Annotated in this window: 16 protein-coding genes and 1 tRNA gene; 13 read left to right on the top strand and 4 right to left on the bottom strand. The window is 57.9% G+C overall.

The features are described from left to right. The first annotated feature begins 1 nt into the window (after position 1). Both EAH74_RS16610 and EAH74_RS16605 read left to right on the top strand, forming a co-directional pair. Positions 2 to 952: an alpha-E domain-containing protein gene (locus EAH74_RS16610; RefSeq protein WP_008148807.1), complete on the top strand. Its 951-nt coding sequence runs from the start codon at positions 2 to 4 to the stop codon at positions 950 to 952. Then, positions 949 to 1,758 carry a transglutaminase family protein gene (locus EAH74_RS16605; protein WP_140679843.1) on the top strand — a complete coding sequence of 270 codons (810 nt, stop codon included), beginning with the start codon at positions 949 to 951 and terminating at the stop codon, positions 1,756 to 1,758. The genes EAH74_RS16610 and EAH74_RS16605 overlap by 4 nt, the downstream gene beginning before the upstream one ends. Before the next feature lie 121 nt (positions 1,759 to 1,879). Here EAH74_RS16605 and EAH74_RS16600 read toward each other — a convergent pair whose 3' ends face one another. Then, complete coding sequence (locus tag EAH74_RS16600) at positions 1,880 to 2,701, bottom strand: c-type cytochrome (protein WP_140679907.1); 822 nt, start codon at positions 2,699 to 2,701, stop codon at positions 1,880 to 1,882. 596 nt (positions 2,702 to 3,297) lie between these two features. Between EAH74_RS16600 and EAH74_RS16595 the strand changes: the two genes are divergently transcribed. From EAH74_RS16595 to EAH74_RS16585, 3 genes are all read left to right on the top strand, one after another. After that, a complete protein-coding gene (locus tag EAH74_RS16595; protein WP_140679841.1) occupies positions 3,298 to 4,503 on the top strand; it encodes an acetyl-CoA C-acetyltransferase in 1,206 nt (401 codons plus the stop codon). A gap of 24 nt (positions 4,504 to 4,527) precedes the next feature. Then, a complete protein-coding gene (locus EAH74_RS16590) occupies positions 4,528 to 6,672 on the top strand; it encodes a 3-hydroxyacyl-CoA dehydrogenase NAD-binding domain-containing protein (RefSeq protein WP_140679840.1) in 2,145 nt (714 codons plus the stop codon). A 95-nt stretch (positions 6,673 to 6,767) separates the two neighbouring features. After that, positions 6,768 to 7,496 carry an amidotransferase gene (locus tag EAH74_RS16585; RefSeq protein ID WP_140679838.1) on the top strand — a complete coding sequence of 243 codons (729 nt, stop codon included), beginning with the start codon at positions 6,768 to 6,770 and terminating at the stop codon, positions 7,494 to 7,496. 108 nt (positions 7,497 to 7,604) lie between these two features. Here the strand turns inward: EAH74_RS16585 and EAH74_RS16580 are convergent, their stop codons facing one another. The 3 genes from EAH74_RS16580 to EAH74_RS16570 all read right to left on the bottom strand — a co-directional run bounded on the left by EAH74_RS16580 (position 7,605) and on the right by EAH74_RS16570 (position 10,364). Beyond that, positions 7,605 to 8,576, bottom strand: coding sequence for a magnesium and cobalt transport protein CorA (locus EAH74_RS16580; protein ID WP_140679836.1), 972 nt, complete (start codon positions 8,574 to 8,576; stop codon positions 7,605 to 7,607). Between the two features lie 161 nt (positions 8,577 to 8,737). Continuing rightward, positions 8,738 to 9,460 (bottom strand): 1-acylglycerol-3-phosphate O-acyltransferase, encoded by a 723-nt coding sequence (locus EAH74_RS16575; RefSeq protein WP_140679834.1) that lies wholly within the window; start codon positions 9,458 to 9,460, stop codon positions 8,738 to 8,740. A gap of 214 nt (positions 9,461 to 9,674) precedes the next feature. After that, a complete protein-coding gene (locus tag EAH74_RS16570) occupies positions 9,675 to 10,364 on the bottom strand; it encodes a crotonase/enoyl-CoA hydratase family protein (RefSeq protein ID WP_140679832.1) in 690 nt (229 codons plus the stop codon). A 64-nt stretch (positions 10,365 to 10,428) separates the two neighbouring features. Here EAH74_RS16570 and EAH74_RS32995 point away from each other — a divergent pair, with 64 nt between their 5' ends. From EAH74_RS32995 to EAH74_RS16530, 8 genes are all read left to right on the top strand, one after another. Then, complete coding sequence (locus tag EAH74_RS32995) at positions 10,429 to 10,578, top strand: hypothetical protein (RefSeq protein WP_161600335.1); 150 nt, start codon at positions 10,429 to 10,431, stop codon at positions 10,576 to 10,578. A gap of 93 nt (positions 10,579 to 10,671) precedes the next feature. After that, positions 10,672 to 10,761, top strand: a tRNA-Ser gene (locus EAH74_RS16565). A 329-nt stretch (positions 10,762 to 11,090) separates the two neighbouring features. Beyond that, the gene (locus EAH74_RS16560) at positions 11,091 to 11,273 is read left to right on the top strand and encodes a hypothetical protein (protein WP_123364738.1); all 183 of its coding nucleotides are present in this window, start codon (positions 11,091 to 11,093) and stop codon (positions 11,271 to 11,273) included. Positions 11,274 to 11,558: 285 nt separating this feature from the next. Further along, positions 11,559 to 11,879: a YbjQ family protein gene (locus EAH74_RS16555; RefSeq protein ID WP_123364724.1), complete on the top strand. Its 321-nt coding sequence runs from the start codon at positions 11,559 to 11,561 to the stop codon at positions 11,877 to 11,879. A gap of 668 nt (positions 11,880 to 12,547) precedes the next feature. Continuing rightward, positions 12,548 to 12,919 (top strand): hypothetical protein, encoded by a 372-nt coding sequence (locus EAH74_RS16545; protein ID WP_059404653.1) that lies wholly within the window; start codon positions 12,548 to 12,550, stop codon positions 12,917 to 12,919. 183 nt (positions 12,920 to 13,102) lie between these two features. Continuing rightward, a complete protein-coding gene (locus EAH74_RS16540) occupies positions 13,103 to 13,531 on the top strand; it encodes a glycine zipper domain-containing protein (RefSeq protein ID WP_140679830.1) in 429 nt (142 codons plus the stop codon). A gap of 128 nt (positions 13,532 to 13,659) precedes the next feature. Then, positions 13,660 to 13,848: a hypothetical protein gene (locus tag EAH74_RS16535; protein ID WP_140679828.1), complete on the top strand. Its 189-nt coding sequence runs from the start codon at positions 13,660 to 13,662 to the stop codon at positions 13,846 to 13,848. A 108-nt stretch (positions 13,849 to 13,956) separates the two neighbouring features. Then, on the top strand, positions 13,957 to 14,169 hold the full coding sequence (locus tag EAH74_RS16530) for a hypothetical protein (RefSeq protein WP_056744178.1): 213 nt from the start codon (positions 13,957 to 13,959) through the stop codon (positions 14,167 to 14,169). Positions 14,170 to 14,181: the final 12 nt, after the last annotated feature.

Below are 14,181 nucleotides of genomic sequence, written 5' to 3'. Positions count from 1 at the left end.
CATGTTAAGTAGAACTGCCTCGGATTTGTATTGGATGTCGCGTTACCTGGAGCGGGCGGAAAACCTCGCACGGATGCTCGACATCAGTTATTCGCTGTCGCTGATGCCACAGGATGGTCGTGGTGATGGCCTGCATGAACTCGCCATGCCGTTGTTGATCACCGGCACCCTGGACGATTACCTGGAGCGCCACGGCGAATTGCACGCTGAACGACTGCTGCATTTCTTCGCCCTGGACGCGGCCAACCCGGCGAGCATCTACAGCTGCCTCGGCGCTGCGCGGGCCAGTGCCCATGCGGTGCGTGGGCGAATCACCGCCGACATGTGGGAAAACATCAATGCCACTTGGCTGGAAATCCGCGGGATTGCCGATCAGGGCTTGAGTCGCTACGGCATGAGCCGATTCTGCGAGTGGATCAAGGAACGTTCCCACCTGTTCCGGGGCGCGTCCTACGGCACGATCATGCGTAACGATGCGTTCCGCTTTATTCGTCTGGGGACGTTTATCGAAAGGGCGGACAACACGTTGCGCCTGCTCGACGCCCGCTACGAAATGGCTGGCGATCAGGCCGAGGCGGTCAGTGATGGCACCGCTCACGCGTATTACCAGTGGAGTGCTTTGCTGCGGGCGTTGTCCTCGTTCGAGGCCTACACCGAGATCTACCGCGATGCGCCCGGCGCCCGGCATGTGGCCGAGTTGCTGTTGCTGCGCGCTGACGTTCCGCGTTCATTGCGTGCCTGTACCGAAGAAATCGACCAGATCCTTGCCCAGTTGCCGGGGGCCAATGGTCGTCCCGCGCAACGCCTGGCAGCGGAAATGGACGCACGCCTGCGCTACACCGGCATCACCGAAATTCTCGACGAAGGCCTGCACGCCTGGCTGACCGAGTTCATCCCGCTGGTGCGCCAGTTGGGTAACGCCATACACAGTTCCTACCTGGAGGCTGCATGAGACTTTCCATTAGCCACGAGACCACCTATCACTATGAAGATCAGGTGCGGGCGAGCATCCAGTACCTGCGACTGACACCCCACGACAGCGAGCGCCAGCACGTGCTCAGCTGGCAGCTCGACTTGCCGCGCCCGGTGCGCGCGCAACTCGATCCGTTCGGCAATATCCTGCACGTGCTGACCCTGGACGAGCCTCACGAGGCGATCATCATCGGCGCCCGGGGCCAGGTGGACATCGACGAATTGCGCGAGGCGGAACATGAAAGCCAGTCGGCGCTGCCGTTCCTGCGTTTCACGCGCCTGACCGAAGCCGACGAAGCCCTGCGTGCGTTCGCCGAGAAAGAATGTAAGCAGCGCCGGGATCGCACGGCGCTGATCGACTTGATGCATGGCCTGAACCAGCACATGACCTACACGCCGGGCTCGACCGAAGTGGACACCAGCGCCGCCCAGGCCTTCGCCGGGCGTTCGGGTGTCTGTCAGGATCACACCCACGCGTTTCTCGCCTGCGCTCGCAGCCTGGGCATTCCGTCGCGTTATGTGTCGGGTTATTTGTACAGCGAGAACAGCGAACACCTGGCCAGTCACGCCTGGGCGGAAGCCTGGCTCGATGACGCCTGGTACAGCTTCGACGTGACCAATGAATTGGCGCGGCCTGAGCGTCATCTGAAACTGGCGGTGGGCCTGGATTACCTGGATGCCTGCCCGGTACGGGGTATGCGCCGGGGCGGTGGGTGCGAGCAGATGCATGCGAAGGTGTTTGTTTCGCCAACGCCGATACCGATTATCTCAGTCCAACAGCAATAATCCGGAACACCACAAATCCCCTGTGGGAGCGAGCCTGCTCGCGATAGCGGTGTGTCAGTCGCAGCAGTTCTGACTGAACAGGCGCCATCGCGAGCAGGCTCGCTCCCACAGGGGGGTAGTGTCAGGGTTTAACTTTGCGCCCCGCCATATGCTTCAAATACCCCACCAACCTCTCCAGATCCCCGTCCGGCAACACCGTCTCCGAGAACCCGGGCATCTTCGCCTGAGGCCACTGGCGCAAGCTCTGCGGATCACGAATGTAGCGTTTGAGGAAATCCGCACCGAAGTACTCGGTCGGGTTAAACGGAATATTCAGGTCCGGCCCAAACTGCGCATCCCCGGCGCCGTTCAATCGATGACACGCCAGGCAATTTTTCTGAAACAGCGCAAAGCCCTTGTTCACCGGATCGTCAGCCTTCAACGCCGGATCAGGCAGCAGGGCAGGGAAGCGCTCGGCCACTGGTGCCATGCGCTTGATGCTCGCCACTTGAAAGGGCCATTGCTCGGGGCTGATGTCGCTCGCCTGTGGATCGGTCCAGACCAGATAGAACGGCCCGGCGCCGGGTTTGCCTTCCGACAGCGGTGGCCACGGCTTGTCGGGTTCTTCAATCGCCAACCATGCGCGCGCACCCTGGGTGTTGAGCAACGGCGCGGCTGACAGTTCTGCGGCAAAACCATCCAGGGCTACTGCCTGTAAATGGTCTTCAGACTTGATGCCCGTCAACAACGCAGCCAACGGAACAGCGCGATAGCTCATGTCCCGTTTGTAGGAAACGTCGTTGCTGATCGTGAGGGTCTGAACCTGAGGATGCTTGAGCAACTCCTCGGTTTGCCAGGTGCGACTGCTCGCGCCCAGCTCGAGGTTCAGCTGTGCGGCAGACAGAGGCGTGCTGAGCAGCAAGGCCCCGAAAAGAATGAGCGTTTTCAAATGATCGCCGTCCATGTCGTGGTAGTGCCGCAAAGGGTGGCACACCCACGCTGGCCCGGGTAGCGAGCCAGTCACATTTTTAGAGGGCGATAAACCCTGGCGCCGTATTTTTTATTGACCGACTAGCCGATCACCTTGGTCAGGTTCGGCAAAATCAACAACAGCGTAGTGGCGAAAAGAATGAGCCCGGCTTGACGTACTTTCGATTGTTTGAACATGGCTTGACCGCCTTTATTGTTATTTCCTGATGCCTGCCTGCATTTCTCCATGACGGCAGAGCGTTGCACTTCCTGTTTGACGAGCGCCTCGGCAAAACCCGACGACAACTTCGTACAAGTTCACCTTAGAGCCCGCGTCACGCTTGGTTTAGATCCATTTCGTATGGACTTCACATAAATTGCTCTTAAAAAGGCATGAGGCCTATTGCCAGCTTCTTGGGCGCCCGTTTGCTAGACAGCTTGGTGTCACGAAACGATTAATCCGGTGGTTGCCTACCGTCCGTCTGAGCGTGACCGTCAACGTCAGTGAGCGCTGCGGTCATTGAATCCACGGCCGCCGGGCCTAAGAGTGGAGACTCTGCATTTACACCCCCGCCCAGGTTCGAGGACGTCATGACCCACGCTTTGATTTTCGACGCGTTACGCACGCCCCGCGGCAAAGGCAAGGCAAATGGCGCCTTGCACAGCGTCAAACCGGTGAACCTGGTAGCCGGGCTGCTCACGGCGCTGCAACAGCGCACGTCTCTCGATACCAGTCAGGTCGACGATGTGGTACTGGGCTGCGTGACGCCCATCGGCGACCAGGGTTCCGACATCGCCAAAACCGCGACCCAAGTGGCGGATTGGGACGTCAGCGTGGCGGGTTTGCAGATCAACCGCTTCTGCGCCTCGGGGTTGGAGGCGGTGAACCTCGGCGCGATGAAGGTGCGTTCCGGCTTCGAAGACCTGGTGGTGGTCGGCGGCGTCGAGTCCATGTCTCGCGTGCCGATGGGCAGCGATGGCGGCGCCTGGGCACATGACCCGGAAACCAGTTTTCACAGCCATTTTGCCCCTCAAGGCGTGGGCGCTGACCTGATCGCCACGATCGAAGGCTTTAGCCGTCAGGACGTCGATGCCTATGCGCTGCACTCTCAGCAAAAGGCAGCGCGGGCAAGGGCTGACGGTTCGTTCAACAAATCGCTGGTGCCGGTGCAGGATCAGAACGGCATCATCCTGCTCGATCACGATGAATTCATCCGCGCCGGATCGACCATGGAAGGCTTGGGCAAGCTCAAGCCGAGCTTCGAGATGATCGGGCAAATGGGCTTCGATGCCACCGCGCTTCGGGTTTACAGCCATCTCGAGCGGATCAACCATGTGCACACGGCGGGTAACAGTTCCGGGATCGTCGATGGCGCGGCGCTGATGCTGATCGGCTCCGAAGCCAAGGGTCGGGCGCTAGGGTTGCAACCGCGGGCGCGGATCGTCGCCACCGCCATCACCAGCACCGACCCGACCATCATGCTCACCGGCCCCGCGCCGGCCACTCGCAAGGCACTGGCCAAGGCCGGGCTACGGATTGAAGACATTGACTTGTTCGAGGTCAATGAAGCTTTCGCCTCGGTGGTGCTGAAATTCATCAAGGACATGGCGATCGACCCGGACAAGGTCAACGTCAACGGCGGCTCCATCGCCATGGGCCACCCGCTGGGTGCCACTGGCTGCGCGATCCTCGGCACGCTGCTCGATGAACTGGAAACCCGGCGCCTGCGCTATGGCCTCGCGACACTGTGTGTCGGCGGCGGCATGGGCATTGCCACCATCATCGAACGCCTCTGAGCCCCGACTTCAAGGAAACCTTCCATGACTGAAGCCATTCGTTACGAAAAAGGTCAGGACCAGATCGTCGTCCTGACCATCGACATGCCGGGCCAGAGCGCCAACACCATGAACGCGGTTTACCGCGAAGCCATGGCCGCGTGTGTTGCCAGACTCGTTGCCGACAAAGACACCCTCGCCGGCGTGATCATCACCTCGGCCAAGAAAACCTTTTTCGCCGGCGGCGACCTCAATGAACTGATCAAGGTCGGCAAGCCCGAAGCCATAGCCTTTTACGACATGGTGCTGACACTCAAAGGGCAGCTGCGCACCCTGGAAACCCTCGGTAAACCGGTGGTCGCCGCGATCAACGGCGCCGCGTTGGGCGGCGGTTGGGAAATCTGCCTGGCGTGCCATCACCGGGTTGCGCTGGACGATTCTTCGGTGCAACTCGGCTTGCCGGAAGTGACCCTCGGCCTGTTGCCGGGCGGCGGCGGAGTGGTGCGCATGGTGCGGATGCTTGGTATTGAAAAAGCTTTGCCGTACCTGCTCGAGGGCAAGAAAGTCCGGCCGCAGCAGGCGTTGCGGGCAGGTTTGATTGATGAGTTGGCGGCGGATCGTGATGAACTGCTGGCCAAGGCTCGCGCCTGGATTATCGCCAATCCTTCGGTTGTGCAGCGCTGGGACGTGAAGGGTTACCGGATTCCGGGTGGCACGCCGTCGAACCCGAAAGTCGCGCAAATGCTGGCCATCGCGCCGTCGATCCTGCGCAGCAAAACCCAGGGCTGCCTGCCCGCGCCAGAGAAAATTCTCTGCGCCGCGGTGGAAGGTGCTCAGGTGGATTTCGACACCGCGCACTTGATCGAAACCCGTTACTTCACCGAATTGACCACCGGCCAGGTGTCGAAAAACCTGATCGGCACGTTCTGGTTCCAGCTCAACGAAATCAATGCCGGCGGCTCGCGGCCCCAAGGCTTTGCACCTTACGTGACGCATCGTGTGGGCGTGCTGGGCGCAGGCATGATGGGCGCCGGAATCGCCTTTGTCAGCGCGTCAGCCGGCATCGACGTGGTGCTCAAGGACATCAATCTTGCGGCCGCACAGAAGGGCAAGGCTCATTCGGCGGCGCTGCTGGACAAGAAGGTTGCTCGTGGCCAATTGAGTGCCGATCAGCGCGATGCAACGCTGGCGCGAATTCACCCCACTGACAGCGATGCCGACCTGGCCGGTTGTGATCTGATCATTGAAGCGGTGTTTGAAGATCGCGATTTGAAAGCCAGCGTCTCTTCGGCGGCGCAAAAGGTCGTTGGTCCGGATGCGGTGATTGCTTCCAACACGTCGACCTTGCCAATCAGCGGCCTCGCGACCGCGGTGCCGGATCAGAGCAAGTTCCTCGGTCTGCATTTCTTCAGTCCCGTGGAGAAAATGCCCTTGGTGGAAATCATCAAAGGCGCCCGCACCAGCGACGAAACCCTGGCTCGCGGGTTCGATTTCGTCCTGCAAATCAAGAAAACGCCGATTGTGGTCAACGACAGTCGCGGTTTTTTCACCTCGAGGGTGTTCGGCACATTCACCAACGAAGGTATCGCCATGCTGGGCGAAGGCGTGAGCGCGCCGATGATCGAGACCGAAGCGCGCAAGGCTGGCATGCCGATCGGACCTCTGGCGATCTCCGACGAAGTTTCCCTCAGCTTGATGAGCCATATCCGCCAGCAAACCGCCAAAGACCTGCAAGCAGAAGGGAAACCGCTGATTGAGCACCCGGCGTTCGCCGTGATTGACTTGCTGCTCAACGAGTACAAGCGTCCGGGTAAGGCAGCGGGGGGTGGTTTCTACGATTATCCAACGGGTGGGCAAAAGCATCTGTGGCCAGAGCTGAAAAACCGTTTCGAGAAGGCTGACGGGCAGATTTCGCCGAAGGACGTGCGTGATCGGCTGCTGTTCGTGCAAGCCATCGAAACCGTGCGCTGTGTGGAGGAGGGGGTGTTGACCTCGACGGCGGACGCCAACGTCGGCTCGATCTTCGGCATCGGCTTCGCCGCCTGGACTGGCGGCGCGCTGCAGTTCATCAATCAGTACGGCGTGAAAGATTTTGTCGCCCGCGCCCAGTACCTGGCGGAGCAGTATGGCGAGCGATTTGCACCCCCTGCGCTACTGCTGGAGAAAGCGGCTAAAGGGGAGGCGTTCTAGGGGACGGGTGACGCATTCCGGGGCTTGCCTTGCCACTGTGTTTCAAGGCAGGCTCAGGGGTGTGCATTATTCCCATCAAGTGTCAGGTATTTTTTATGTCGTTACGCATCTGCATTCTGGAAACCGACATCCTTCGTCCGGAACTGGTCGATCAATATCAGGGTTACGGGCAGATGTTCCAGCGTCTGTTTTCGCAGCAACCCATCGCTGCCGAGTTCACCGTGTACAACGTGATGCAGGGCGAATATCCCGGTGATGAGCTGACGTTCGATGCCTACCTGGTCACCGGCAGCAAGGCCGATTCCTTCGGCACCGACCCGTGGATTGAAACCCTCAGGACTTACCTGCTGACCCGCTACAAGCGCGGCGACAAACTGTTGGGCGTGTGCTTCGGCCATCAACTGTTGGCGCTGCTGCTGGGTGGCAAGAGTGAACGCGCGACCCAAGGCTGGGGCGTCGGCACCCACAACTACAAACTCGCTGCCAAGGCGCCGTGGATGAGCCCGGTGAGGGAAGAGCTGACCTTGTTGATCAGCCATCAGGACCAGGTCACCGCGCTACCGGAAAACGCCACGGTCATTGCTTCCAGCGATTTCTGCCCGTTCGCCGCGTACCACATCAACGATCAGGTGCTGTGCTTCCAGGGGCATCCGGAGTTCATTCACGATTACTCGCGCGCGTTGTTGGATATTCGTCAGGAAGCGCTGGGCGAGCAGATTTATTCGAAAGGTATGGCGAGCCTTGACCAGGAGCATCACGGCACTACCGTTGCGGAGTGGATGATGCGGTTTGTGGCGCACAAGCCTGAAGCTGGTGCGGTTTAAAGGATAAAAGCGTGCGAACAAGCCCGCCCCCACAGTGGATCTCCGGTGTTGCAGAGATCATTGTGGGAGCGGGCTTGCTCGCGAATGTCACAGGCACCTCGGTAATGGCTACAACCACCCCGATTTCTTGAAGCTCGCCCACAAACTTACGCACCCCACCGTAATGACCCCCAACACCCCGAAATATCCGTAATGCCAACTCAACTCCGGCATGTCCTGAAAGTTCATCCCGTATATCCCGGCCACCGCCGTCGGGAACGCCAGAATCGCCGCCCACGCCGCAAACTTGCGCTGCACCACGCTTTGGCGTGACGCCTCCAGTAATACCCCAACTTCAATGGTCTGGCTGGCAATGTCCGCCAGGGTCGTCAAGTCTTCCATCTGCCGCGTGACGTGGATCTGCACATCGCGAAAGTACGGGCGCATGTTCTTGTCGATAAACGGAAAGTTGAGCTTTTGCAGTTCCTCACCAATCTCTACCATCGGCGCCGCATAACGACGCAAACGCAAGACATCCCGACGCAGACTATGGAGTTTTTGAATGTCGCGCTCGTTCAGAGAACTACACATCACGTTGCTTTCCAGCTCATCGATCTCTGCATGGATCGCTTCACCCATGGGCTGGTAGTTTTCGATCACGAAGTCGAGGATGGCATAGAGTACGAAATCTTCCCCATGCTCCAGCAACAGCGGACGCGCCTCACAGCGTTGTCGGACATGGGCGTAGGACGCCGAGTGACCATTGCGTGCGGTAATGATGTAGCCCTTGCCGGCAAAGATATGAGTCTCGATGAACTCCAGTTTTCCTTCATTCCGGATCGGCGAATACGTGACGATGAACAGCGCGTCGCCGAAGGTTTCCAACTTCGGTCGACTGTGTTTTTCCAGGGCGTCCTCAATGGCCAGTTCGTGCAGGTTGAACTGGCGTTGCAGATTGAAAAGTTCCTGGGCATTCGGCTCTTCGAGGCCGATCCAGACAAAGTGGCCAGGCTTGGCAGCCCAGGCAGCGCCTTCGTCGAGGGTGATATTGGTGACTTTCTTACCAGCGCTATAAACCGCAGCAGCAACAACTCTACCCATGATAGTGATTCACTTCTTATTGGCAGCTTTCTATTAGCAAAGATGGCAGTGGCAGGCAGTCTCCAGCTTAGCCCTGTCTGCTGCTTGAGAGTCAGTGAAATCTGTTGAGTTCGCAGGCAAAAGCTCGCAGGCAAAAGAAAACCCGCACATGGCGGGTTTTTTTACGCGGCTTGCAGTTGCCGATCCATCGAAGCGATGCACTCGCGCATCTGCTCGCGGCACTGGGCAATCAGCAGCGGCATGTCTTCCAGGCTCATTCCAGTCGTAGGAATCGCCGGTAACGAGCGGATCAGAATCTTCCCACTGCGCCAACGGTTCAATCTCATGTGTTTAACGTAACTGCTGACACACACCGGAACAATCGGCACGCCGGCGGCAATGGCCATTTGAAAGGCGCCTTTCTTGAACGGCAGCAACTCTTCGCCCAGGTTGCGCGTGCCTTCCGGGAAGACCCAGATCGAAGTGTCTTCATTCTGTAACGTGTGGGTAGTGGTCAGCATCGACTGGCGCGCTTTCTGCGCATTGCCGCGATCGATCAGTACATTGCCCGCCAGCCAGAACAACTGACCAAACAGCGGCACCCACTTCAGACTCTTCTTGCCGATACACACGGTGCGGCGGGGCACCACGTTGCCGAACACAAACAGATCGTAGTTGGACTGGTGGTTGGCGATGATCACGCAGCTGTCGGGTTTATCCATCAGCGGTCCGACGTCGGCCTTCACCCGCAGACGCAAAATGCACATCGCCGGCCATGCATAAAGACGCGCACACAAACGGCTGTTGTCCGGGTTGAACGGTCGGCACAGGCCGAGAATCACCCCAAGCACACCGGCCAGGATAAAGTGTAGGCCCATCAATAACATACGAAACACAAACAGCATTTACAGGCCCCACCGGGACAAAAGGTGGCGCAGTGTACGGATGTGCACTGTTTTCGGCAATTACCACTATAGAAGTGGGAGATAGGCGATGTTTGAGCGCATGTTTCCGACTTATGGGTCAGACGCGATCTAGAGCGGTTGTAGGCTTTTCAACGGAGCGCGTAAGAAAAAGCCCGACACGACGGTCGGGCTTTTCGGTGCGGCACGTTTGGGTTTAAACCAAAAAATCCTGATCCTGGATGATCGCGTTGTCCAGCCTCTCCAGCAGCGCTTTGCGCACTTTGAGCTTGGTGTTCTTGTGAGCGGTCATGTTGATCTTCTTCAACTGACGAGCCGCCGCCAGCGCCGCGCCTTGCAGCTCTTCGGCCGACACCACCAGGTCGAAGAACCCGGCATCCACGGCACTTTGCGGATTAAACATCTCAGCGTTGATCACCGAGCGATGGAATGCCGACTTGCGCAGACGATCACGGGCCAGCTCGATACCGGCGTTGTGCATAGTCATGCCGATCTGCACTTCGTTCAAACCAATGGTGAACGGGCCGTCGACACCAATTCGGTAATCGACCGACAACAACAGGAACGCGCCCTTGGCCACCGCATGCCCAGGGCACGCGACGATCACCGGGAACGGGTGCGCCAACAGACGACGGGCCAGGGTCGAACCGGCAGTCACCAGCGCCACGGCTTCTTTAGGGCCGGAGGTCATCACCTTCAAGTCATAACCTCCCGACAACATCCCGGGCGTACCGGTAATGATCACCACCGCACGATCAGTCACCGCCTGATCCAGCGCGGCGTTAAACGCAGCAATCACGTCCGGAGAGATGGCATTGACCTTGCCATTGCTCAAGGTCAGGGTCGCGATACCGTCTTCGAGATGGTAAGAAATCAACTCACTCATGACGCTATTCCTTTCAATAAAGTAGCGCAGACGTTACCCACCGCCGCAGGCCAGGTAAAGCGCCGTGACTGACCGCCCAGTCACCCTTTCCCCGCCCGGCAAGCGTCGCCCGCCACGCCGGCCGCGCATTCCCCTCTATATAGAAGAGGGCGCGAAGCCGGAGATTGGCGGGTTTGCCATGGACTGGAACCTGCTCGAACGACTAAAACGCTAAGCGCATGAAAATTCTGCAAAAAAAGTTTGCCATCGGAAAAGCTTTCGACTACATTAGCGCGCCTCGACAGACAGAACATGTTTGACGAGATACGGTGAAGTGTCCGAGTGGCTTAAGGAGCACGCCTGGAAAGTGTGTATACAAGAAATTGTATCGAGAGTTCGAATCTCTCCTTCACCGCCAAATTCGATGTAACCAAAACCCCTGATTTCGAGAGAAGTCAGGGGTTTTGTGGTTTCTGGCGTCTGGATTTTGTGGATGCTGATGTTATTGACCCAAGACCATTGGCGAAGGCGCTTCCGAAATTGATGTAGGACGGGTGATAGGTATGTGGGAAGTAATGTTGGAAAGCCAGGTAGTTGGGTGCTTTCATAGGTTTCGGCACCTGACACGAGCCGTTTCGTGAGGGGTATTCGCTTTGCGCCTTTAAGGGACACAATGAATCAACGGGCAAGGCACATGACGCAGCCCATTATCTGGATGGACGCACGCACGTTATGCAGGAATTCACCATGAAACAGGCCGAACTGGAAAAGGTTCATGTGGAGATCGTCAAGCTGATGGCTGAGCAGCGCAAGCTGAACGCCGAGGCCGGGAAGATGACCCGTGAAACTTTTTGGTATCCGGTGGCTGTGGCGACTGGGTTGATAGGCACGGTGGCCACTGTCACAACTGTGTTGGTCAAGCTGCTCTAACTTTTTAGGCAATAGTCAATGAACAAAGAGCTCCGCATCACGGCTGCGTTGTTCAACGACTTTGCAGCTCTCCCGCAAACCGAGGCTGGATGGTCGGCTCTCCACCGCCTGCAGATCTCACCGTGCGTTTCGAAGATGGCAGTTATTTCCAGTTCCCGGCGATGCGCTGAAGTGTCTCGAACTTCCGTCAATTGATGCCTACGACGATTTGTTGAAGGGACGGAGCTACCGTTCAATGTAGTGGGTCTTGAGTAATTATCCCTGGGCCATGAAGAAGGAAAATTAATGATCACCACCACAACCCACACCATCGAAGGCCGACAAATCACCGCCTATCTGGACATCGTCAGTGCCGAGTCGGTGCAGGGGGTCAACGTTATCCGCGATATGTTCGCCGGGATGCGGGATTTTTTCGGTGGGCGCTCTCAGACATTGGAGCGGGCGTTGAAGGAAGCACGGATTCAGGCCACCGACGAGTTGAAGGATCGGGCGCGGGCACTTCAAGCTGATGCGGTGGTGGGGCTTGATTATGAGATCAGTATGCCGGCCGGGAAGGGCGGGATGGTGGTGGTGTTCGTGACCGGGACGGCGGTCAAGTTGAGGTGAATGTGTCACGAGGCCGTTCGTCGGGGATGCAATAATCTGAACTACAAGTCCAGTCATGACTGACTAGTCTCAAAAGCGTTGAAGGTCGATATTTTTCAGGCAAATAGGGCTTGCCGGTGTCGACCCTTTTTTGAGAGGGGAAAGGTATGGCTGATTCGTATATCGAAGACGACGGGTCTGAGTTTCCGATCAACAATTGCGTGCAGTGTGGTCAAGCGGAGTATGTGTCGGGCTTTGGTGAAGACCGGGCCCAGGTCGCCAAAGTGAAATCCAAGAAGCCCCGAACCGAAAAGGCGAATTTCTTGCCCAAGAGGGTGACGGCGTCTTCCAGGAAGTAAGCGTCAACCGGACAGTCCCCGCCATTGAGCGGGGTTTTTATTTCCACAAGGTCGGCTGTTGGGATTTGGACTACAGATACACAACCCGCTGTTGGTGTTTTATTTCACAAACTTTTCACACCGACCTACGTAGGCTCAACTCATCCGTTAGAAAGCAGTACCTGGCCCGTTCCCCAGCGGGCTTTTTTTTGCCTGTCATAAAACCTTTTCTAAAAACGCTGTCCAACCGTCGCCTATTGCGAGGTTGTACCCGTGCGTGTCTGGACTTTGTCTCCTTTAAAGCATTCAATCTCGCCCCTTTCGGTTACCCCTTTTTTTGAGGTTCTTGTCATGCGTTTAACACTGCCTGCTTTGGTTCTGGGGCTTTTGGTTGCTCAAGGTGCGATGGCTGCGGGTGATGGCACTGCCGCCATCGGTGGTGGTTTGGGTGGCGCGCTGGGTAATGTGGTCGGCCAGAGCATGGGCGGCAGCACCGGTGCAGCGATTGGTGCGGGTGTAGCGGGCGCGGCCGGCAGTGCTGTTGCAGCACGCAAAGGCAGCCGCACTAAAGCAGCCATTGGTGGTGGTGTCGGCGCGGCCGGCGGTTCGGTGATCGGCAACAGCCTGGGCGGCAAGACCGGTTCCACCATTGGCGCAGGCTTGGGCGGCGCATTGGGCGGCGGCGTGGGCAGCAACCTGGCCAAAGGTCACAAGCGTCACTGATCCCGATTGATCAGCTCAAAAAGCCCGGCTTGATGTCGGGCTTTTCGTATCTGAATATTTCTTCTTCGCGCTCTTCGAATTTTCAGCTGTCCAACGATCAGCGCTGGCGTGATGAAAAAGCTAAACTCACGCCATCCGTAACGCGTTCTCTTACCCCCGATACGGAATTTAGAGGTTCATATCATGCGTTTGACATTGTCCACGTTGGTTCTGGGACTTTTGGTCGCTCAAGGTGCAATGGCCGCCGGTGACGGCACCGCTGCAGTTGGCGGTGGTATTGGCGGTGCGCTAGGTAACGTGGTCGGCCAGCAAATGGGCGGCAGCACGGGTGCCGCGATTGGCGCCGGTGTAGGCGGCGCGGCAGGTAGCGCGGTCGGCGCGAAGAAAGGCAGTCGTACAGAAGCGGCTATTGGTGGTGGTTTGGGCTCGGCCGGTGGCTCGGTGATCGGCAATAGCCTCGGCGGTTCTACCGGTTCGACCATTGGCGCAGGCCTGGGCGGCGCGGCGGGTGGCGCGGTAGGCAACAACTTGGGCAGCGACAGCGGCAGTTCGCACTCCGGTAACGGCCACAACAATAAGCATAAAAACAAGCACAGAAACAAACATCACTGATTCGACATTGAGTTACAGCACAAACCCGGCCCAGCGCCGGGTTTTTCGTTTCTGGTCGTAGGATTCTGGAACGTTTGGTCGTGGGTCACCTCGAACTTCATACACCCCCGAATGTTGTGAGGTATGCCATGACTCCTGAAACCAAAGGCAAGGAAGAAAAAGGCCCGAGCGGGCTTCCGTTCATTAACGATCCAGGAAACGAAGACCCAGGCTCACTGATGGATGACGCAACAGTGCCGCTCAATGATTCCGATGATGCGGGCGACGTCGGAAATATCGAGTTCGAAGACGAGGAAGAGGACGAGGACGAAAATTGACCCTGCTTTGCGACGGACTTGACCGATCGTCTCCCGGATCGAACGCAATGCAGGGCGCAATCCTCGAAACTTCAGGACCTGCTTTTCACGCCCCCCGAGAGGTGCCATATGAACGCTGATCCGAAAGACTCCGACATCGACGATACCCCCGAATATCCGCTGCCTTCACCGACCGATTCCCTGAGTCGTGATCAACGTCCGCCTGATGACGACACCGCTGTAGAGCAGTTGCCGTCTGATGAAGTGAAGCGCGGGGATGTGGAAGCTCACCCTGACGACCCGGACATTGCCGGTGAAGACGGCTCAAACGAACCGAGCTGACATACGCTGTGG

Origin of the sequence: Pseudomonas mandelii (assembly GCF_006438925.1) — a bacterium.
GTDB classification, from domain to species: domain Bacteria; phylum Pseudomonadota; class Gammaproteobacteria; order Pseudomonadales; family Pseudomonadaceae; genus Aquipseudomonas; species Aquipseudomonas mandelii_C.
This window is presented reverse-complemented; position numbering and strand designations above follow the sequence as displayed.